Below are 20,828 nucleotides of genomic sequence, written 5' to 3'. Positions count from 1 at the left end.
TTCAATTTTAAATTTACTTCTTATTTAATAATAAGATTCCATATCTCTATTGTTCAAAAAACAATAGGCTATCTTTTCACATATACTTCTTCAAATGGAACTCGGCAGCGTTCACCCCAAATGCCCTCATCGTCTTTTCTTATACCACAAGAAACAACCATAGTGATTTCGGCTCCACTAGGCAACTGTAATGCTTTCTTTAACCTTCTGCTATCAAACCCTTCTAACGGACAAGTATCATATCCTTCATTTGCCATTGCTATCATAAAAGTTTGTGCAGCCAAAGCACAGGATTTATGAACGACAACCCGCATATCGTTTTCAGATACTTGTCGAGTTATAGGACGAAACAGACCCGTAACTGTTGTAAGTGTTTTTCTGAACATTCCTAATAATCCGAAAAAACGGGCATAAAGTAATGGTATCAATTTTCCGTAATACAACTCTCTGTCTTTAATCCGCTTTGCTTGTCTTTCTTTTGGACTGTTTCGGGTGATATTGTCAATTTCAAAATCTAAAACAAATTTTGCACGTTTGCGATATAAATCCTGTCGGGTTACAAATACCACTATTTGGTTGGCTGTTGAAGTCGCTACTTGATCTAAACATGCTTTTGAAACCTTTGCCATAAGACTTGGGTCTGTAATATGATGAAATTCCCACACCTGCATATTGGAGCTGTTGGGTGCTAAAGTTGCTAACTCTAAAAATTGCTTTACTTTTTCCGTATCAATTGGTTTTTCTTTGTCATATACACGCACGGCACGACGAAAGTGTAATAATTCTATTAAATTCATTGTTGTTTTTCTAAAGGATTAATATCTATTATTCTATATCTAATCTTCTGATGATAAGATTGTTTACAACTCCTCATGTTCTTCCATTCTTTTAATCAATGAATCACGTAAGCTGTCTAAGAATTTTGCTCTGTTCATTTTTCGGTTTTTCAGTTCCAAATAGGTATGGTAGAAATCTCCTAAATTAACATCAAATGCTTGTTCAAAGGTTTTGGCGATATTTTTTATATCTGCATTTCCATTGTCAAATACACCTTGCGAATGTAGTGCATATATTAGTTCGGTCAATGCAGCTTTACTACCCGTCCAAATCAAATTAGAATTATCCGAAGTCTTTTTCTGATTTACATTATGAAGTTGATCTTCAAGGTAAACTTGTATTAAGTCATTAGCAATAATTTTTGCAGCTTTGTAATCGTGTGAAGTTGAAAAACTATGGTCAGCCTCAAAATAATAAGTGTCTATACTTAGCTTTACATCGTGCTTTCCACGCACAAATAGTTTATCATCAATAAAAGAATTATTAGTTCTATAATACTTGTAAAATTCGAGGTTGTTGTCAAAAAAGCGTTTTAGTTTTTTCAGTTCGTCATTGAGATACTTCTTTATTGGCTTTGCACCGTATGGTTTTTTCGTTTCTATTTTGTAAACAGCATTGTAATAAATAAGCTTTGAAACAATGGCAGGTTTTTGATGTTTAAAAAAGTAGATTTCCTCATCAATACTATTAAATCCATTTTGAACGACATATTTTTTTACTTCGCCTAAACATTTAAGAATAATATTTATAACTGTTTCGATCCTGTGTAAAGAGCAGTCAGTATCGACTTCTAATTCAATGATTGAAGTTTCCAACTTGTTTAATATTTCGTTATAGTATTTTTCCATGAGCTATGGTTGAAACCTAGATCCTATACAATTGCGGGAAAGGATGTCCAATCCGTGATGTTTGGACAGTAATATTTTTCCTCCTGCCATAATCCCTCGAATTAATTTGGGATTATGAACAAGAGTTTATTCAATTTCGCTTTACAAAGATTATTTCAATTACATTATCATTACTTTATTCTCTTTGATAATACAATTTTAGAAAGATGAATATTTAAGTCGTTCTTCTTCAAGATCTAAACGCATCAAATGCTTTTTAATCACATCTTCATCTAAATCCTTAAATTCCGAATTTTTCCGTAATAACCACTGTCTTTGAAATTCTAAAAGTTCTATGTATAAATTTTTAGAAGAATCATTTCTACACACATTTTCAACATCATCATACTTTTTCTCCCATTTGGAGACCATAGTCATTACATACGGATAGTCATTCATCTTATCACCGTGCTTATCTTTTAGATAATCTAGTGTTTCTGATGTCATTTCTCTGAATATAGATGAACTTACGTGTTCTTCAGATGTATCGTCATCATCGCTCGGTAGTTGCAGTTTTTTAATCAGATACGGCAAGGTTAAACCTTGAACAACAAGCGTCAATAAAATAACAATAAATGTAATAAACAGAATTAGACTTCTTTGTGGGAAAAGCTCTCCATTATCTAAATAAACAGGGATTGAAAGAGCTGCTGCTAATGAAATTACACCACGCATTCCAGACCATCCAAAGAAAATTGGGAATCCCCAACCGTGATTTTTAGACGCTGCAACTGTTACAAAATTCCTTGCAATGAAAGTCACAATCACGGCAGCGTAAGACGAAATAAATCTAACCAATATAACTACTCCTGTAATTAAAACACCATATCCAATTGCTTTAGAAATACTAATATCTCCAAGTTCTGCTATAATTTGAGGAAGGTCAAGACCAATCATCATAAACACCGCACCATTTAAAATAAAGCCTAAACAGTTCCAACGCTTATAGCGCGTAAACGTGAAGAGCTGCTCAAAAATTTATGTTGATTGTATGATAGAAAAAGTCCACCAGAAACTACCGATAATACACCCGAAGCATGTACTTCTTCTGCAAGAAGATACATAATATAAGGCGCTACCAATGTAAAAATAGTATCTATATTGGCATCGGTTTCTAGTTTCTTATGCACTTCCATAAATATTTTCCCTATCAGAAGACCAATACCTATACCTCCAATAACCATCCAAACAAAGCTTCCTAAAGCTTCATACCAAACAAATTTCCCTGTCATTACAGCTGCTACGGCAAAGAAAACAACAATTAAAGATGATGCATCATTTAATAGGCTTTCTCCCTCAAGAATTGATGATGAACTCTTTGGTATTTTTACATTTTTTAAAATAGCCCCAGCGCTAACCGCATCAGGAGGGGAAACAATTCCTCCTAACAAAAATCCTAAAGCTAATGTAAAACCTGGTATAAAGTACCAAGCTGTTATCCCAACAGCGAATGCAGTAAAGAAAACAACTAAAAAGGCAAAGCTGATTATGATTCTTCTCCATTTCCAAAGTTGTTTCCACGAAATATTCCATGCAGATTCGTAAAGTAATGGTGGTAAAAAAATAATAAAAATAAGCTTAGGATCAATCGTAATCATTGGAACATGTGGAATGAAACTAATCGCAAGCCCTGCTAAAACCAACAGAATGGGATATGCAACTTTGATCTTTTTTGCCATTATAATCAATAAAGTAATGACAACAATAAGGATTATATAAAAGATAACCTTTTCTTCCATATTATTAGTTTTTAATAAAATTAAATTGAGTGAAATAACAAACCCAAACCTGAGTTATCAACGCTTGTTTGAGCTTGATAATACTATAATTTATTCAGTTGAAGACTAAATCAAACATAAATAAACTGTCTATATAAAACATCCAATTGAAGTCGAACTTCTTTTATAGCTTTTTCGTCCTGTTCGTCAGATGCAGCAATAAGCTGATGTTCCAAGTTCGTGATACGATCACAAAGCTCTTCAAGATTCTCACAGAATTGTTCAGAATGTGTAACTGTTTTATTATCTTCAGCGGTATCAGAATTTAATCTTCTTATCGAAGAAACTGGAGAAACATGATGCTCTTCATTATAGGCAATTTGACGTTTTCTACGGCCTCTTGTCTCATCAATAGCAAGTTGCATTGCAGGTGTAATCTTATCTGCGTACATAATTGCCTTTCCATTAACATTTCGAGCTACTCGACCAATCATCTGTAAAAGGGCACTTGCTGAACGTAAGAATCCTGCACGATCAGCATCCATAATTGCAATTAATGAAGCCTCTGGGATATCTAAGCCTTCACGCAATAAGCTAATGCCTATCAAAATGTCAAAATCACCAACTCTCAGACTGTCCAAAATCTCCGTTCTTTCTGTTGTTTTGAAGTCTGAATGCAAATATCTTGTACGAAAACCTTTGCTTCCGATGTATTCGTTTAGGTTTTCAGCTGATGCTTTTGTTAAAGTTGTAATTAAAACACGATTGCCAGCATCTACACAAGTTTTAATTTCGCCCAATAAATCATCAATAGCATCAGTTAATGGACGTACTTCTACAATTGGGTCAAGAAGTCCAGTTGGTCTTACAACTTGCTCAACAACCCGCTCTTTAGAAATATTCAATTCATAATTTCCCGGAGTAGCCGAAACAAAAACTGCTTGTGGTTTAATTTTTTCAAATTCTTCAAAACTCAAAGGATGGTTGTATTTTGAAGAAGGAAGCCTGAAACCATAATCAATTAATGTATCTTTACGAGCCTGATCACCCTTGAACATTGCTGAGATTTGCGGAATCATAACGTGGGATTCATCAATGAACAAAAGTCCATCTTTTGGCAAATAATCAAGCAGAGTTGTTGGTGGTAATTTTGGATCTCTACCACTAAAATAGCTTGCATAATTTTCCATACCTGAACAATATCCAGCAGTTCTCAACATTTCTACATCATTGGTAATTCTTTCATAAAGGCGGTCTGCTTCTTCTAATCTATTTTCATTATTTAATTGTTCTACACGTTCTTCCAACTCAATTAAGATTTGTTCTGCTGCTGCCTTTGCTTGTCCTTTTGATGGTGCAAAAAGCGTTTTTGGAGATACTGCGTATTGTGCTAAATCTTCAATAAAATTTCCTGTTGCAGCGTCTATTAATCGCAATGTAGCAATTACACCATTGCTTAGTATTAATTGCACGGCGTTGGATTCTGAATCAGCAGGAAAAATATCAATAGTATCTTCATCAATTCTATAAGTACCGCGCTTCAATTTTCGTTCGGTACGATCGTATTGTAAATGAGCCAAGCTTTGTTCCAATTTATCCAATTGAATAGCTCGTCCTAATGAAAGATGAATTTGTAATTCTTTATAATCTTTCGGATCGCCAAGTCCATAAATAGAAGACACAGAAGCTACCACAATGGTATCTCTACGTTCGATAAGTGATTTTGTGGTTGAAAGACGTAATCTTTCTAAATGTTCATTTATTGAAGAATCTTTCTCTACAAAACGGTCACTTCCGGGAAGATACATTTCGGGTTGAAAATAATCGTAATAAGAAACAAAGAACTCAACTGCGTTTTCGGGAAAGAACCGCTTCATTTCATCATAAAGTTGTGCAGTAAGTGTTTTGTTTGGGGCAAGAATCATCGTAGGTCTATTCAGTTGATGAATAATGTTAGCCATCGTAAAAGTCTTCCCAGACCCTGTAATACCTTTCAATGTTTGATGAGTTGCACCAGATTCAATACCTGAAACAATTCGTGCAATGGCATCAGGCTGATCTCCTGACGGTATATATTTTGAATGTAATATAAAAGTATCTTTTGACATAATTTTAGTTTTTTGATGTTTTAATGTAGCTGTATACAAAAATAATTAAAAAGCTACTTCTCATTTTTATTTTATACCTTATAATTTGTATTATTTCCCTCAAACCAAATGTTTAAATCTTAACACTTAACAACAACAATCATGTCAGGGTATTTTATCATTTAAACATACTCCGCCAAATATTTAGCTGTTTTACTTTTTGTGTTTTTCGCAACTTCTACCGGAGTACCTTCTGCTACAATTTGTCCGCCATCTTTCCCTGCACCGGGGCCAATATCGATTACCCAGTCACTTGAAGCCACCACGTGCATATCATGTTCGATTGTGATAACTGTATTTCCTGCATCAACCAGAAAATTAAGCTGACCAATCAGTTTTTCAACATCAGATGGATGTAAACCTGTTGTTGGTTCATCCAAAATATATAATGTTTTACCACGCTGCGTACGCTGTAATTCTGAAGCTAATTTAATACGTTGTGCCTCACCACCTGATAACTCGGTTGCTGGTTGTCCTAAACGAATATACCCTAAGCCAACTTGCTTTAATACATCTAAACTTTGGCGTAATGATTTATCATGCTGAAAGAAATTCCAAGCTTCATCTACGGTCAGATCCAACACTTTAGCAATATTTTTGTTGTTATACGTTACCTCTAGCGTTTTTTCATTGTATCGTGTTCCTTTGCAAGTTGGACATGGTGTATAAACACTTGGAAGAAATAATAATTCTACCATAACAAATCCTTCGCCTTTACAATGTGTACAACGACCTTTGGCTACATTAAATGAAAATCTACCTACATCATATTTGCGACTTTTAGCCATCGGGGTTTCCGCAAAAAGCTGTCGTATTCTGTCAAACAAACCTGTATAAGTTGCCAGATTTGATCTCGGCGTTCTACCAATTGGTTTTTGATCTACTCTTACCAATCGTTTTATATTTTGCATACCATCAGTTATTACACCTGAGGTGTGAATAATATTTTCTTGTAATAATTCTGACTGTTCTTCTTTAGCTTCTTCTATCTCTTGTCCTAAATAATCTGAAACTAAATCCACCAACGCCTGACTTACTAAGCTGCTTTTCCCAGAACCCGATGTTCCGGTAATACTGGTAAGAACTCCTAATGGAAAGGACACATCAAGATTCTGAATATTATTTCGGGTAACATTATTTACTTGCAACCATTGCTCTGCTTTTCTAACCTTCTTTTTAGCTATAGGTTTTGGGGTGATATAATGACGGGTCAATGATCTTTCGACCGATTGTAAGCCCTCTAAAGTACCACTGTACAATATTTCTCCACCGTTGGTTCCTGCTTCTGGGCCAACATCAACAATCCAATCACAGTGCCTGATGATATCCACTTCGTGCTCAACAATAAACATGGAATTACCAACATCCTTTAGTTTTTGAAGTACCGTAAATAACGCTTCGGTATCAGCAGGATGTAGTCCAGCGGAGGGCTCGTCCAAAACATAAATTACTCCAAAAAGATTAGAGTGCACCTGTGTTGCCAATCGCAATCTTTGTAATTCTCCAGGAGATACACTTGGTGTACTACGTTCTAATGAAAGGTATCCAAGTCCTAGATCAATCATGATTTTTAATCTTGCGACAAGATCAATAGCGATATTTTGGGCTACTATAGCTTTTTCAGGAAATTTATCTTTTTCTTTATTTAAAAATTGTCCTTCGGCATAAGACGTAAAAATATCCATCAATTGTGAAAGGGATAGATTGGACAGATCAATAATATCATATCCATCAAATTTTACAGATAATGATTCTCTTTTAAGTCTTTTTCCATGACATACAGGACATTCTGTATTCAGCATATATTGTGAAACTCTTCGTTTCATCATTTGGCTGTTTGTATTAGCAAAAGTTTGAAGAACATATCGTTTTGCACCGGTGAATGTTCCCATATAACTTGCAGGCAGATTCAATTCCAAAGCTCTTTTTACCTCCGGAGCCGATAACCCTGAATAAACCGGAACAGTTGGCGTTTCATCCGTAAATAAAATCCAGTCACGATCTTTTTGTGGTAGATCTTTCCATGGTTTATCCACATCGAAACCCAAAGTCATTAATATTTCACGAAGATTCTGTCCTTGCCATGCTGATGGCCATGCCTCAACTGCTCTTTCTCGTATAGTCAATGAATCATTCGGCACCATAGATTTTTCCGTAACATCATAAATACGACCAATACCATGACATTTTGGACAAGCTCCTTCAGGTGTATTTGCAGAAAATCCTTCCGCATAAATAATAGACTGGTTGGCAGGATAATCTCCAGCTCTGGAATACAACATCCGTAGTAAATTAGAAATGGTGGTAACACTTCCTACGGTAGAACGTACAGTTGTTCCTCCACGGCTTTGTTGCAGAGCAACCGCTGGCGGAAGACCATGAATAGCTTCAACATCTGGAACAGACATCTGATTAAATAATCTTCTAGCATAAGGTGATACCGATTCCAGATATCTTCTTTGGGCTTCGGCATATATAGTACCAAAGGCCAATGAAGATTTCCCTGAACCTGATATTCCTGTAAACACAACAAGTTTATTTCTTGGAATATCTACATCTATATTTTTTAGGTTGTGTTCTTTTGCTCCTCGAATCTGAACAAAACCAGCTATATTCTCGTCATTAAATTCTTGAACCATGATAACTATACTTTAAGATTATACGTTATTTCCTAATATTACATAAGATAAAATCCTTGGGCTTCAATAGACTTAGGGATTTCGGTCTCATTTAATAATTGTCGAATATTAATTTCTATTGTACGTGACAGTGCTGATATTGGTGTATCAGTAGGGCTATTATTGAACGGATTTTGAAGTCTATGTGCCAACATTTCCAGAAAAAAGAACATCATTGAAATTGAAATAAGAATAAAAACTTGCAGTACAATATCAATATTCTGATGAAATGAAGAAGAAAGACTTAAAAGTACAACAAACAAGTAAATAGCAATATGCAATATTTGCCCAAAGGTTGGAGGGAAAATTGTATTTTTTATCCTTTCAGTTTTCCCCATAGATGCCAATAAATTATTAATTGTATTTTCTAACTGAAGACGTCCTAAATCATCAATTAAATTCTTCTCAAATAACGCTTTTACAGCTTTTAACTGCAAATGACTAATAGCAAGCGGAATATTGGAATGCCTCTTTATTTCAGCAATGTCATCGTCGTTCAACAATCCTTCAAAATTGGACCATGCATCCTGATTTCTCAACGATTTTTCCAACGCATAATTCCAAGCTATCTGATAATATGAAATTTTCTGCAAGTGCCCATTTTCATTACCCAAATAAAGTTGCAGTCGCAAAATTAATGTACGGCTATCATTAACAATCGATCCCCAAATTGTGCGAGCTTCCCACCAACGATTGTAGGATTGATTGATTTTATAAGATAAGAGAATGGAGATTGCAATACCCAAAGTTGAAGCAATCTGAATGGATACATCTGGCGTATATTCCGAATAATAACGGGGTAATAAACCAAAAGCCGTTCCCAATAAAGCAACAGCAAACAACGGTAATTTAATTTCATTCAACAGAAACTTAAATGGAATTTTTCGGTTGATAATCATAGCAATTGTTATTTTAAATTATAGTTTTAGGTTCAATGAAAGACGAAAATCATGCGATTCATTTTCCTCTAATAAATATAACGCTAATAACTTTATTAGCGAAGCAAGCGGTTAATTCAAGAATGATTAACCGCTTTACTTTGCAATATTAATTAATTTTGGTAAATCACACCTTCATAACAAGCGTTATAAAGATCTTTTAAGTCTTGAAGACTTGGTTTACGTGGATTAAAACCTGTACATGGATCTTCCAAAGCATTTTTGGTAATGTAATCCAAGTTTTTGTCCCAATCTTCACGAGATATTCCAAAAGCTTTCAAAGAACCGATATTGTTTACCGAAGCTCTTAGTTTTTCGATTTCTTGTGCTAATTCCTCAGCAGTTTCTTTTCCAACAATTTTTGCCAAATTAGGGTATCTTGTTGTTTCTGTTTGATTGTAACGGATAACATTCGGAAGGAAAATCGCATTAGCTGCACCGTGTGGAATACCATAAAGGGCACCTACTTGATGTGATAATGAGTGTACAATTCCTAACCAAGCGTTATTGAACGCTAAGCCCCCCATAAATGAAGCGTCGTGCATATTTTGACGAGCTTTAATATTTGTTGGATTATTTACAGCTTCTTCAAGATTGTCGAATACGATTTCTAAACCACCTTTAGCTAATACGTCTGCATAATTGTCTTCAATATTTGAAACGTATGCTTCAACACAATGTGTTAATGCATCTAAACCAGTGTTTGACGTGATATGAGCTGGCATAGTAGCACAAATTTCTCCATCAACAATCGCAATATCTGGTGTTAGTTCATAAGAAACAATTGGATATTTAACCCCTTTTTCTTTATCGGTAATAACCGCTAAACCTGTTGTTTCAGTTCCTGTACCACTTGTAGAAGGAATTGCTACGAATTTTGCCTTTTGACGTAATGTTGGAACACTGAAAGGTTTTGTCATCGCTTCAAAATCTGCATCTGGATGTTCGTAGAATACCCACATCATTTTAGCGGCATCAATCGCTGAACAACCACCAAGACCAACAATCCAGTCTGGTTGGAACTCACGCATAATTTCTGCTCCTTTAAGACTTGTCGCTGATGATGGATCTTCTTCAACACCATCAAAAACAATAGTTTCCAATCCAGCTTCTGTTAAGAATGCTTTTGCACGATCTAACGTTCCGCTTTTTTTCATTGATTGTCCACCAGTCACAATGATTGCTTTTTTTCCAGATAGATTTTTCAATTCTGATAAACTTCCAGCACCATGAAATACTTCGCTGGCAACAAATAACTTACTCATATTTTATTATTTAAATTTCTTCTACAAAAGTACTGCCTCTTGCATGGCTGTTGTTATACATTACCTACTATATGATATACATTTGATCCATTCAGAGCCAACCGCCTGAATTGTTTATTTTTAATCAATACAATATGCAATAGGGGATCATGATTCTACATATTCCTTTAATTGTTTCGCTTCGATATACATTTATTATACACGATTAAACATATAAAAGGCCACAGAAATTTCTCCGTTGCCTTTTGTAAAACTGTATTAATATTATAGATTAACGCCAAGTTTTATATTGATCGATCAATCCATTGGTGGATGAATCGTGACTTACAATCTTATCATCTTCTTCAAGCTCTGAAAGAATTACGGTAGCCAATTGTTTACCTAATTCTACTCCCCATTGGTCGAAGCTGAAAATATTCCAAATCACACCCTGAACAAAAATTTTATGTTCATACAAAGCGATAAGTTTCCCCAAAGATTTTGGTGTTATTTTTTCCAACAAGAATGAATTAGTAGGACGGTTTCCTTGAAATACTTTATACTTCTTTTGCTGATTGACTTCTGCGTCTGATTTTCCAGCGGCTTTCAATTCTGCAATTACTTCTTCTTCTGATTTGCCATTCATTAAGGCTTCAGTTTGTGCAAAGAAGTTAGAAAGTAATATTTTGTGGTGTTCGCCAAGTGGATTTAAGCTCTTAGCTGGTGCGATGAAATCCGAAGGGATAAGTTTTGTACCTTGATGAAGTAATTGATAAAATGCGTGCTGTCCGTTGGTACCAGGTTCGCCCCAAACTATTGGACCAGTTTGATAGTTGACTACCTTACCATTGCGATCAATATATTTTCCATTACTTTCCATATCTCCTTGCTGAAAATAAGAAGCAAAGCGATGCAAATATTGGTCGTACGGGAATATTCCTAATGTTTCAGCACCATAGAAATTAATATACCATACACCAAGTAAAGCCATGATAACAGGGATATTTTGATCTAACGCACTGTTCTGAAAATGTTGATCGGTTTCGTTAGCACCTTCTAATAACGCTTTGAAATTATTAAAGCCGATTCCAAGACTGATAGACAGGCCAATTGCAGACCACAATGAATATCTTCCGCCAACCCAATCCCAGAAAACAAACATATTTTTAGGATTGATTCCGAATTTTTTCACTTCAGCTTCATTAGTACTTAGCGCGACGAAGTGTTTTTCTACATCTTCTTCTTTAGCACCAGAATTAATCAACCAAGTACGTGCACTACGTCCATTGGTCATGGTTTCTTGTGTGATAAATGTTTTGGATGCAATAAGGAAAAGTGTGGTTTCAGGATTTACATTTTTTAAAACTTCTGACAAATGAGTACCATCAACATTGGAAACAAAATGCAAGTTTAAATGCGTTTTGTATGCTTTTAAAGCTTCAGTAACCATTACAGGTCCAAGGTCAGAACCACCGATACCGATATTAACAATATCGGTAATTTGTTTTCCAGTATATCCTTTCCATGTGCCTGAAAGTACATCTTCGGTAAAAGTTTGGATTTGTTCAAGCACTTCATAAACTTGTGGAACAACATTGATTCCATCAACAAGAACAACTGCGTCTTTTGGTTGTCTTAATGCAGTATGCAAAACAGGTCTTCCTTCTGTTGCATTAATTTTATCGCCTGCGAACATCTTTTCAATAGCTTCCTGAAGTTTCACTTCATTTGCTAATTCAAGCAATAAATCAAATGTTTCTTTTGTGATTCTGTTCTTTGAATAATCGAACAAAATATCATTCCATAAGATAGAAAACGAAGAAAATCGTTGTGGATCTTTTGAAAATAAATCCTTAATCTGCACATCTTTTGTGTCCTCGAAATGTGCTGCAAGCTTCTGAAATGCTTGCGTATTTTTTAATTGAACTGATGGTAACATATACTTTTAATTTGTAGTACAAACCTACCTCTAATCTTAGGCGTATATGCTACCAAGTTAAGCCTATGTATTATACATTTGTGCCAGTTGTTGTTGCAGATTTGTTGGGGTTTCATCCAATTTTGCACGCACAAATTTATTCAACGCTGCTGGCGAATTGAATCCAAGTTCAAAAGCAATTTCTTTATGAGAATAACTGGATAGTAACAGCAATTGTTTGATCTCGTTCATTATCCTTGCGTGAATGGTTTCAATAGAAGTTAAGCCTGCCACTTTCTTCGTTATTTCATTTAATTTCTTTGGTGAAATGAGTAGTTTTTCAGCGTACCAACTAACCATTCGTTCCGTTTTATAATGGCGTTCCAACAATTCAAGAAATTTTCCATAAAGTCTGGTATTCTCATTTGTTACTTTATCTTTATCCCATTTTGTATGTACAAACTCCACTAATTTCAACAATGTTATCTTGATAAAAAATCGTGCTTGCTCTTTTTTGACAGAGGTTAGGTCATGATACAACTTTTCAATTTGTTCCAATAACATTTGTACTTCATTTGTTTCGGCAACGGGTAATTCAATATGGTTTAGCTTAACGGATATATTGTGATTGTAAATACTTAACTCATTTTTTAAAATATCTGAACAGAATAATACTTCATCAAATAGAATCATTTTTCCATCAAAATCATCACTGATTTGTTCTTTTGAGGATAATTGACCAGGAAATATAACGCTTATGCAATTTTCACTGACATCATAACGACGATCTTCTACTTGCATTTTCATACTCCCTTTTTTAACAAACAGGAGACAAAAATGGTCTTTTGTATGAGGATTCCGATATTGCTCCATATCCTCTTTATCCAAATCAAAAATATGAAAGGGCGTGATTGCCCTTTCAGAATTATGCTGTATATCTTTAAGATAATGTGTAAACATATTGTAGTTTTTCTTTTTGCTAATTAATCGTTATTGCTCAAATATTTTGCCGCTTTTTCGTCCACTAAAAACAAAAGTTCTCCTTTTGTGGGTTTCAATAATTGCGATGGATAGAGGGACGGATTATAATCTCCTTCCAACACTTCTTTCAAGGCATCAGCCTTAGCATCGCCAAAAGTTAACACGATTATTTTTTTTGCTTTGTTTAAAAAAGGAGCTGTAAGAGTGATCCTATACATTTGCTGTGCATCTAAATAATAAGCAGCAACCCATTTTTCTTTTTCATCAAGAACGGCAGTTCCAGGAAATAATGAAGCAGTGTGTCCATCACTTCCCATCCCCAAAAGTATAAAATCCATTATTCCATCATCTCCAAGTTTTTCATGTAAAAGTGTATTGTAAGTTGATGCAAAATCTTCGGGCTTTACATCATCTGCATACATTGGAAAAATATTAGACGGCAGGACAGGAACATTTTGTAGAAGTGTTTCTTGGGACATTTTAGCATTACTTAGCCCATTATCCAGTGAAACCCATCTTTCATCTCCCCAAAAAACAAGAACTTTAGTCCAGTCAATTTGATTTTTGTATTGATCTTCGGACAAAAGTTTGTATAGCCCTTCTGGCGAAGAACCTCCTGTTAAAGCAACTGTAAAAAAGCCTTTTTGATCTATTGCATCATTAGCAGCAGCTACAAATAGTTGTGCTGTCGTTTTAAATATTTCTTCCGTTGATGATTGTATATTAAGCATCTTTTTTGGTTTTCAAAGTTTCATTAGAATTACTCAGCCAATTATGTCCTTGTCTCTTCAACAATTCATCTGCTGCTTCTGGCCCTGAGCTTCCAGCAGGATAAGTTACCATTTTTGACACGTTTCCATTTTCCCATGCTGTTTGAATATTCGCAATAACATCCCAAGCTTCTTCCACTTGATCTGAACGCATAAACAGTGTTGAATCTCCATCAAGAGCGTCCAACAATAACGTCTCGTAAGCTTCAGGTGTATCTGGTGCACATTCAAAATAATCGAATACCATTTCAGCAGGTTTCAGTTTCATGTCAAGCCCTGGCTTTTTCGTCATAAACGATAAATTGATATCCATTTCAGGTTGAATATTGATGGTTAATTTATTGGGTTGCAATTTTTTTATTCCATCCTGAAAAGTAGTACAAGGTACTTCTTTAAAACTGATTACAATAGAAGATTCTTTTTTGGACATACGTTTTCCTGTGCGCATATAGAACGGAACACCTTTCCAACGCTCATTATCAACATAAAGCTTCATGGCAACATAAGTTTCTGTGTTTGAGTTTGGATTAACTCCTGGCTCTGCCAAATAGCCTAATTTCTTTTTACCATCAATCTCACCTTCAGTATATTGTGCTCTAACCGTATAATGATTGATGTCTTCCAAATTGATTCTTCTCACACTTTTTAAGACATCTACTTTTCGGTTTCTGATTTCTGTAGATTCAAATGCAGTTGGTGGTTCCATAGCTACCATGCAAAGAATCTGCATTAAATGGTTTTGGATCATATCTCGCAATGCTCCCGAACCGTCATAATAACCTCCACGATCTTCAACACCTACGGTTTCCGCCACAGTAATCTGCACAGAATCGATATATTTATTATTCCAAAGTGGTTCGAAAATAGTGTTACCAAAACGGAACGCTAAAATGTTCTGTACATTTTCTTTACCCAAATAATGGTCAATTCTGTAGATTTGCTCTTCTTTGAACGTTTGTGCTAACATTGCATTAAGCGCCACAGCCGAATCTTTATCGTATCCAAAAGGCTTTTCGATAATCATGCGATCTTGATTCATATTATTAGCCAAGCCATTTTCTTTAAGGCTTTTTGAAACTTTTTCAATAAAGCTTGGTGCTACCGAAAGGTAAAAAAGACGGTTGGCTCTGGCACCTAATTTAGCATCTATGCCGTCAAGTTGATTTTTCAACTGAATGAAAGATTCTTCTTGTGTAATATCGAACCTGACAAATTTGATTTTTTCTTTGAATTGATTCCATTTCTCTTCAGAAAAGTTCTTGATTCTCGAAAAATCGTTGATATTTTCTAAAATATAATTTCTGAATTCTTCCTGAGTATGTTCTGTTCTTCCTAAAGAAAGAAGTTCAAAATCTTCTGGCATCCAACCGTCCAAAAACAGATTAAAAAATGCAGGAAATAATTTTCTTTTTGCTAAATCTCCCGTTGCGCCAAAAATGACAATAGAAGTTGGTTTTTTATCATTATTTTTCATTTGATTTATTTTTTACGATTCCCAACGGGTGTGGAATATTCCATCTTTGTCAATTCGTTCATACGTGTGTGCTCCAAAGAAATCACGTTGCGCTTGAATAAGATTGGTTGGCAAATTTTCAGAACGATAAGCATCAAAATAAGATAATGCGTTCGTCCATGCAGAAGCTGGAGTTCCATTTTGAATAGTGTCTTTCAAAACAGTACGAATACTGCTTTGTGTTGTATTCAGTTTTTCTGCAATGTGTTTATCGAGCATTACGTTTGGTAAATCGGATTCTGTTGCAAATGCTTGTCTAAAATCTTCTAATAAAATTGCTCTAATAATACATCCTCCTCTCCAAATTTTACATATTGTTTCTAAATTCAAATCGTATCCATAGATTTCAGAAGCAATTTTAAGTTGAGCTAATCCTTGTGCATAAGTGGTTATAATGGCAAAGTACAGTCCTTTTTTCAAATCATCTAAATTTGCATTACTGATATTTTCTTCATTATTCCATTTTAATAAAGCTGAAGCCTGTATTCTTTCAAGTTTGTATTTAGACATATCTCTCATATTTACAGCAGCATCAATAACTGGAACCGGAACCTGTAAATCCATTGCATTTTGTGAAGTCCATTTTCCTGTTCCTTTAGATTTAGCCCAGTCTGAAATTAAATCAACCAAATATTTATCACCTTCTTTTTGCTTCAAAATATCAGCTGTAATTTCAATAAGGAAAGAGTTTAATTCTTCTTTATTCCATTGTTCAAATAATTGTTGAATGGTTTCATGATCCAAATGATAAACATTTTTCATAATATCATAGGTTTCTGCAATAAGCTGCATAATTCCATATTCTATACCATTATGCACCATTTTTACATAATTTCCAGCAGATCCGTTGCCTAAAAATTCTACACAAGGTTCACCATCTACTTTTGCAGCTATGGCTTCGAAGATTGGACGTAAACGTTCGTAAGCTATCTTATCTCCTCCAGGCATCATGCTTGGGCCTCTTCTTGCCCCACTTTCTCCGCCAGAAATACCCATTCCGAAAAAATGGATTCCTTTTGAAGAAAGCTCTTTATATCTTCTGTCTGTATCTGTAAAATACGTGTTTCCTCCGTCAATAATAATATCGCCTTCGTCCAAAAATGGAAGCAATGTTTTAATTGCTCCATCTACTGGAGCACCAGCCGGAACTAATAACATTATAGCTCTTGGTTGTTCTAAGGATTTTACAAAGTCTTCTGGTTTAACAGTTGCAAAAACAGAATGACCATCCTGAGCTTCTGCCTGTAATGAATCTGCTTTTTCTTGATCCAAATCTAAACCTGCAACAGCAAATCCATGGTCAGCCATATTGAGCAATAGATTTCTGCCCATAACACCTAAACCAACTATACCGAAATTATATGTAATCATTTTCTAAGTTTTTTATTAATATCAATTGCTATCGAGTATCGCTAACAAACTAATTGAGATATTAGCCATTCTGAATTTAAAAATCCCTCATTAAAATTAATCTTTATTTTAATATGCAGAGATTAAAAAAAGAGAATTTATATCATCAATAGCATAGAACAAGGTCTTCCCTACAATAGTAGAGAAGACTTTGATGGTGAGTTAATAGCAAATTATGCTATTATTGCTTCTTTTAAAGCTTTTGCAGCTGCGGCAGGATCTTCTGCACCATAGATTGCTCCACCAGCAACTGCTACTGCAGCACCAGCAGCTACGACATCTTTTATTGTGTTGATGTTAACACCACCAGCGATTGAGAAAGGAACTTGAGCTTCTCTACCTTCGCTGATTAATTTTTGTACATTATAGCCTGGTAATGCTTGTTCATCTAAACCAGCGTGTAATTCCACAAACTCTACTCCAAAAGCAGTTACTTCTTTAGCACGTTGTACACGATTCTTAACACCGATTGTATCTACTACTACTTTTTTACCCGCTTTTTTCGCAGCTTCAATAGCGCCAATAATTGTTGCATCATCTACAGCACCCATTACGGTTACTAAATCTGCCCCAGCATTGAATGCCATTTCTGCTTCTAATGCACCTGTATCAGCAGTTTTAAGGTCTGCGAATACCAGTTTATTTGGATGAGCGGCCTTCATTGCTGTGATTACTTTAAGACCTTCTGCCTTGATTAATGGAGTACCTAACTCAATGATATCTACATAAGGTGCTACTTTTTCTGCCAATTCTAAGGCTGCTTCAGTAGTTAATAAGTCAATTGCTACTTGTAATTTAGTCATGATATAAAATTTAAAAATTTAGTTGTATTTTAATTATTCGAGATTGGCATGTTTCGGCCAAAGATTTTCTTTTGTTAATCCTGATTTTTGCCATAGCGTCATAAAGACTGCGTCTAAAATCAACAAAACAGACTGTTCAAATAAGCTACCTGCATATTGCTCAGAAGCAGATATACCGAAATCGGTTTTTACAGCTGCTTTAATGGCTATTATTTGATCTGATAGAGTTGCGATTTTACTATGCTCATCTGCTGTAATTGCAATTACTGTGGCATTTTGTTTTTTAGCTTTTTCTGTAGCAAGCACAAGGGTTGATGTTGTGCCAGAACCGGAACCGACTATAAGCAGATCATTTTCTAAAATAGCAGGTGTTGTAGTTTCTCCCACTACATGCACTTTAAATCCAAGGTGCATAAACCTCATAGCTGTCATCTTTAATGCTAATCCAGTACGTCCAGCTCCTACAAAAAAGATACGTTTTGCTTGCTTAATATGATTTTCAAGCAACGATAGAGATTCTGGATTCAGAAGAGTTGAGATTTCTTCATTTTCGATCAGGATCTTTTTTAAATTGTCTATTGTAGTATTCACTTGTTCCATTTTTTGCTTTTAGAAGAACTTTAATAATTATTTCTTCTAATTTGATAATGCAAAGTTATACTCCCCAATTCTCCTGATATTATACAAATAATATTATGTAATATACATTTGCGACCATCTAACATTTACCTATTGGATATTGTTAATACTTTTGATTTTAAGCATTGGAGACGGGTAAAAGAAACTTCTTAACCAAAAAACACATAATTTAAGTTTTTAATAAACAACTAATTACATAAAATATATTTCAGTTTTGATATAGTTGCTTTCGACATTTTTATACCATTTATATAGTTTGTGTGCTATTCATTCTTGCACCAAATGCTGTAAGTTCGGATCATTCTTAATCCGTTCAATTTCACTTTCTACAATATGTAGAATATCGGTTTTTATCTTGCGGTAATTGTTTTCAATTTCCTGTTTCATTTTGTCCTCTCCATGTTCATCAACAAAGGATAAAATTTCAGGTATCTTCTGATAGGCTTTGGTTTCGGCAGCTACTTTTTCATTATCCACCACAATTTCTGCATGAAATATCTTTTGCTCAATGCGCTCATCAAAATTATCTGATACAGAACCAACGAACATCCCCTGTGTCAATGTTGAGATTTTGGAAGCAGGTATCAAACTATCCAATTGTGTAGAAATAGACGTAGATTTATCATTACGGTTAATGGTCAAACTTTGGCGTTTTTGTAAAACTTTACCGAAACGTTCCGAAAGGCTTTTTGCCGTTTCCCCTACAACCTGACCACTGAATATATTACCAACGGTATTCTGAATAACTTTGGCTTCTTTGTCGCCATAATCACGTATTAATTGCGAAAAATCTTGGAACCCCAAACACACCGCTACCTTATTACTTCTCGCTGTTGCGATTAGATTATCCAGTCCTCTAAAATAAATAGTTGGTAACTCGTCAATGATAACAGAACTTTTTAACTGTCCTTTTTTGTTAATCAGCTTTACAATCCTTGAATTGTACAAACCTAACGCTGCCGAGTAAATATTTTGACGATCAGGATTATTACCAACGCATAAAATTTTAGGCTCTTTTGGATTGTTGATATCGAGTGTAAAATCATCGCCTGTCATTACCCAATAAAGTTGCGGGCTAATCATTCTCGATAACGGAATTTTTGCTGATGCTATCTGACCTTGTAACTGATCTTGGGCGCCACCTTGCCACGCATCCATAAAGGGTGATAAGTAATTTTCCAAATCGGGGTATGAGGTTAAAATCGTGAACACGTCCGAATACTTTTTATTCAGCAATTCGATTGCATGCGGGAATGTGCAATACTTACCATTTTCGTAGATTTTCAGATACCAAATAATGGCAGCCAATAAGATGATTGGACTTTCCACGAAAAAATCCCCTTGTTTTTGTATCCAGCTTCGGTTGAGGTTTAACATTATGGTATAAGCGGCTTCGTAAGCATCAGAAATGTCCGTCATAAAGTCGGGATTGAGTGGATTACATCGGTGACTCTTGCGTGGGTCATCAAAATTTATCACATAAAATTTAGGCTGGATTTTGTACTTATCCCGATGCTTTAGTAAGTGGTTGTAGGCAATGGTGGAAAGGTCGTCGAACTTGAAATCGTAGATGTACATTGAGAAACCTTTCTCAATCTGTTGTTTGATGTAGTTATTTACAATAGCATAAGATTTTCCCGAACCTGGCGTGCCCAACACGATAGATGCCCTAAATGGATTTACAATATTTATCCAACCGTTGTTCCATTTACCTTTGTAGTAAAATTTGGTGGGTAGATTAACAGAATACTCGTTTTCCATCAACTTGGTTTCCTGTTGAAAACTCTCGTTCTCGTTATTGAAAACATCGTCCATCAGGTTGTTTTTAAGTAATCGGCTCATCCATACTCCTGCCATCAGCAAAGCAATATAGCCCAAAGAGATAGTAAGGATATACAGAAATGTGCCAATTATCGGAGGTAATTTTAGCAATGGTGTGTTCAGAAAGAACAATACAAAACCAACGCCCAAAGCAACATAAATTTTAGACCAGGTTATCTTTTCGTTCTTTACACCTTTTGTTCCCAAACAACTTAAAGCCAACAATACTAAAGCAAAGGCTTTGGTGTAAAGAGTATGTGAAAACAAACTTGCCGTTCGTTGAAAATTCCCTAATATTTTGTTGATTACTTCCAAAGTCCAACCACGTTCTAAAAAGAAACCGTAGCAAAACCAATAAAGGTGCATCAGCACCAAAAGAATACTGACTGCCCGCATAAAAGCCATTATCTTGGCAAGTCCTCTTAAATCGTCTTCTCCTTGCATTATTTTAAATTTTAATGTTCGGGCGTGAATTTAAAAGCTCTACATAATGGCTGTATTAATGTGGCAGTGTTTGGCGTTTT

General features: G+C 35.1%; 16 protein-coding genes. All 16 read right to left on the bottom strand.

What is annotated here, in order from left to right; translation table 11 throughout:
• Window positions 1-68: 68 nt before the first annotated feature.
• Window positions 69-797 (bottom strand): nitroreductase family protein, encoded by a 729-nt coding sequence (locus tag LNQ49_RS03305; protein ID WP_191179270.1) that lies wholly within the window; start codon window positions 795-797, stop codon window positions 69-71.
• A gap of 63 nt (window positions 798-860) precedes the next feature.
• A complete protein-coding gene (locus tag LNQ49_RS03300; protein ID WP_191179269.1) occupies window positions 861-1,685 on the bottom strand; it encodes an RteC domain-containing protein in 825 nt (274 codons plus the stop codon).
• A gap of 198 nt (window positions 1,686-1,883) precedes the next feature.
• On the bottom strand, window positions 1,884-2,624 hold the full coding sequence (locus tag LNQ49_RS23300; RefSeq protein ID WP_313636064.1) for a cation:proton antiporter domain-containing protein: 741 nt from the start codon (window positions 2,622-2,624) through the stop codon (window positions 1,884-1,886).
• Window positions 2,625-2,650: 26 nt separating this feature from the next.
• Window positions 2,651-3,463, bottom strand: a complete 813-nt coding sequence (locus LNQ49_RS23295) for a cation:proton antiporter (RefSeq protein ID WP_313636065.1) — start codon at window positions 3,461-3,463, stop codon at window positions 2,651-2,653.
• 110 nt (window positions 3,464-3,573) lie between these two features.
• Complete coding sequence (gene uvrB / locus LNQ49_RS03290) at window positions 3,574-5,550, bottom strand: excinuclease ABC subunit UvrB (RefSeq protein ID WP_191179268.1); 1,977 nt, start codon at window positions 5,548-5,550, stop codon at window positions 3,574-3,576.
• Window positions 5,551-5,711: 161 nt separating this feature from the next.
• Window positions 5,712-8,228 carry an excinuclease ABC subunit UvrA gene (gene uvrA / locus LNQ49_RS03285; protein ID WP_191179267.1) on the bottom strand — a complete coding sequence of 839 codons (2,517 nt, stop codon included), beginning with the start codon at window positions 8,226-8,228 and terminating at the stop codon, window positions 5,712-5,714.
• 38 nt (window positions 8,229-8,266) lie between these two features.
• Window positions 8,267-9,166, bottom strand: coding sequence for a bestrophin family protein (locus LNQ49_RS03280; protein ID WP_210787965.1), 900 nt, complete (start codon window positions 9,164-9,166; stop codon window positions 8,267-8,269).
• Between the two features lie 152 nt (window positions 9,167-9,318).
• Window positions 9,319-10,470, bottom strand: a complete 1,152-nt coding sequence (locus LNQ49_RS03275; protein ID WP_191179265.1) for an iron-containing alcohol dehydrogenase — start codon at window positions 10,468-10,470, stop codon at window positions 9,319-9,321.
• 271 nt (window positions 10,471-10,741) lie between these two features.
• Window positions 10,742-12,388 (bottom strand): glucose-6-phosphate isomerase, encoded by a 1,647-nt coding sequence (pgi, locus tag LNQ49_RS03270; RefSeq protein ID WP_191179264.1) that lies wholly within the window; start codon window positions 12,386-12,388, stop codon window positions 10,742-10,744.
• 63 nt (window positions 12,389-12,451) lie between these two features.
• On the bottom strand, window positions 12,452-13,327 hold the full coding sequence (locus tag LNQ49_RS03265; RefSeq protein ID WP_191179263.1) for an AraC family transcriptional regulator: 876 nt from the start codon (window positions 13,325-13,327) through the stop codon (window positions 12,452-12,454).
• 23 nt (window positions 13,328-13,350) lie between these two features.
• Window positions 13,351-14,079: a 6-phosphogluconolactonase gene (gene pgl, locus LNQ49_RS03260; RefSeq protein ID WP_191179262.1), complete on the bottom strand. Its 729-nt coding sequence runs from the start codon at window positions 14,077-14,079 to the stop codon at window positions 13,351-13,353.
• Entirely contained in the window at window positions 14,072-15,592 is a 1,521-nt protein-coding gene (zwf, locus tag LNQ49_RS03255) for a glucose-6-phosphate dehydrogenase (RefSeq protein WP_191179261.1), read from the bottom strand. The genes pgl and zwf overlap by 8 nt, the downstream gene beginning before the upstream one ends.
• A 12-nt stretch (window positions 15,593-15,604) precedes the next feature.
• Window positions 15,605-17,002: an NADP-dependent phosphogluconate dehydrogenase gene (gndA, locus tag LNQ49_RS03250; protein ID WP_191179260.1), complete on the bottom strand. Its 1,398-nt coding sequence runs from the start codon at window positions 17,000-17,002 to the stop codon at window positions 15,605-15,607.
• 212 nt (window positions 17,003-17,214) lie between these two features.
• On the bottom strand, window positions 17,215-17,844 hold the full coding sequence (hxlA, locus tag LNQ49_RS03245) for a 3-hexulose-6-phosphate synthase (RefSeq protein ID WP_191179259.1): 630 nt from the start codon (window positions 17,842-17,844) through the stop codon (window positions 17,215-17,217).
• Window positions 17,845-17,877: 33 nt separating this feature from the next.
• Window positions 17,878-18,444, bottom strand: coding sequence for a 6-phospho-3-hexuloisomerase (hxlB, locus tag LNQ49_RS03240; protein ID WP_191179258.1), 567 nt, complete (start codon window positions 18,442-18,444; stop codon window positions 17,878-17,880).
• Window positions 18,445-18,750: 306 nt separating this feature from the next.
• Window positions 18,751-20,748, bottom strand: coding sequence for a conjugal transfer protein MobC (gene mobC, locus LNQ49_RS03235; RefSeq protein ID WP_191179257.1), 1,998 nt, complete (start codon window positions 20,746-20,748; stop codon window positions 18,751-18,753).
• Window positions 20,749-20,828 lie beyond the last annotated feature (80 nt).

The sequence above is a fragment of the Flavobacterium pisciphilum genome (genome assembly GCF_020905345.1).
GTDB classification, from domain to species: Bacteria; Bacteroidota; Bacteroidia; order Flavobacteriales; family Flavobacteriaceae; genus Flavobacterium; species Flavobacterium pisciphilum.
This window is presented reverse-complemented; position numbering and strand designations above follow the sequence as displayed.

Coding starts and splice junctions, on each gene's coding strand:
- uvrA (WP_191179267.1), bottom strand. CDS start 8,228: ATGGTTCAAGAATTTAATGACGAGAATATAGCTGGTTTTGTTCAGATT.
- LNQ49_RS03280 (WP_210787965.1), bottom strand. CDS start 9,166: ATGATTATCAACCGAAAAATTCCATTTAAGTTTCTGTTGAATGAAATT.
- LNQ49_RS03275 (WP_191179265.1), bottom strand. CDS start 10,470: ATGAGTAAGTTATTTGTTGCCAGCGAAGTATTTCATGGTGCTGGAAGT.
- zwf (WP_191179261.1), bottom strand. CDS start 15,592: ATGAAAAATAATGATAAAAAACCAACTTCTATTGTCATTTTTGGCGCA.
- LNQ49_RS23300 (WP_313636064.1), bottom strand. CDS start 2,624: ATGATGATTGGTCTTGACCTTCCTCAAATTATAGCAGAACTTGGAGAT.
- LNQ49_RS03305 (WP_191179270.1), bottom strand. CDS start 797: ATGAATTTAATAGAATTATTACACTTTCGTCGTGCCGTGCGTGTATAT.
- hxlB (WP_191179258.1), bottom strand. CDS start 18,444: ATGGAACAAGTGAATACTACAATAGACAATTTAAAAAAGATCCTGATC.
- uvrB (WP_191179268.1), bottom strand. CDS start 5,550: ATGTCAAAAGATACTTTTATATTACATTCAAAATATATACCGTCAGGA.
- hxlA (WP_191179259.1), bottom strand. CDS start 17,844: ATGACTAAATTACAAGTAGCAATTGACTTATTAACTACTGAAGCAGCC.
- mobC (WP_191179257.1), bottom strand. CDS start 20,748: ATGCAAGGAGAAGACGATTTAAGAGGACTTGCCAAGATAATGGCTTTT.
- LNQ49_RS03265 (WP_191179263.1), bottom strand. CDS start 13,327: ATGTTTACACATTATCTTAAAGATATACAGCATAATTCTGAAAGGGCA.
- pgl (WP_191179262.1), bottom strand. CDS start 14,079: ATGCTTAATATACAATCATCAACGGAAGAAATATTTAAAACGACAGCA.
- pgi (WP_191179264.1), bottom strand. CDS start 12,388: ATGTTACCATCAGTTCAATTAAAAAATACGCAAGCATTTCAGAAGCTT.
- LNQ49_RS23295 (WP_313636065.1), bottom strand. CDS start 3,463: ATGGAAGAAAAGGTTATCTTTTATATAATCCTTATTGTTGTCATTACT.
- gndA (WP_191179260.1), bottom strand. CDS start 17,002: ATGATTACATATAATTTCGGTATAGTTGGTTTAGGTGTTATGGGCAGA.
- LNQ49_RS03300 (WP_191179269.1), bottom strand. CDS start 1,685: ATGGAAAAATACTATAACGAAATATTAAACAAGTTGGAAACTTCAATC.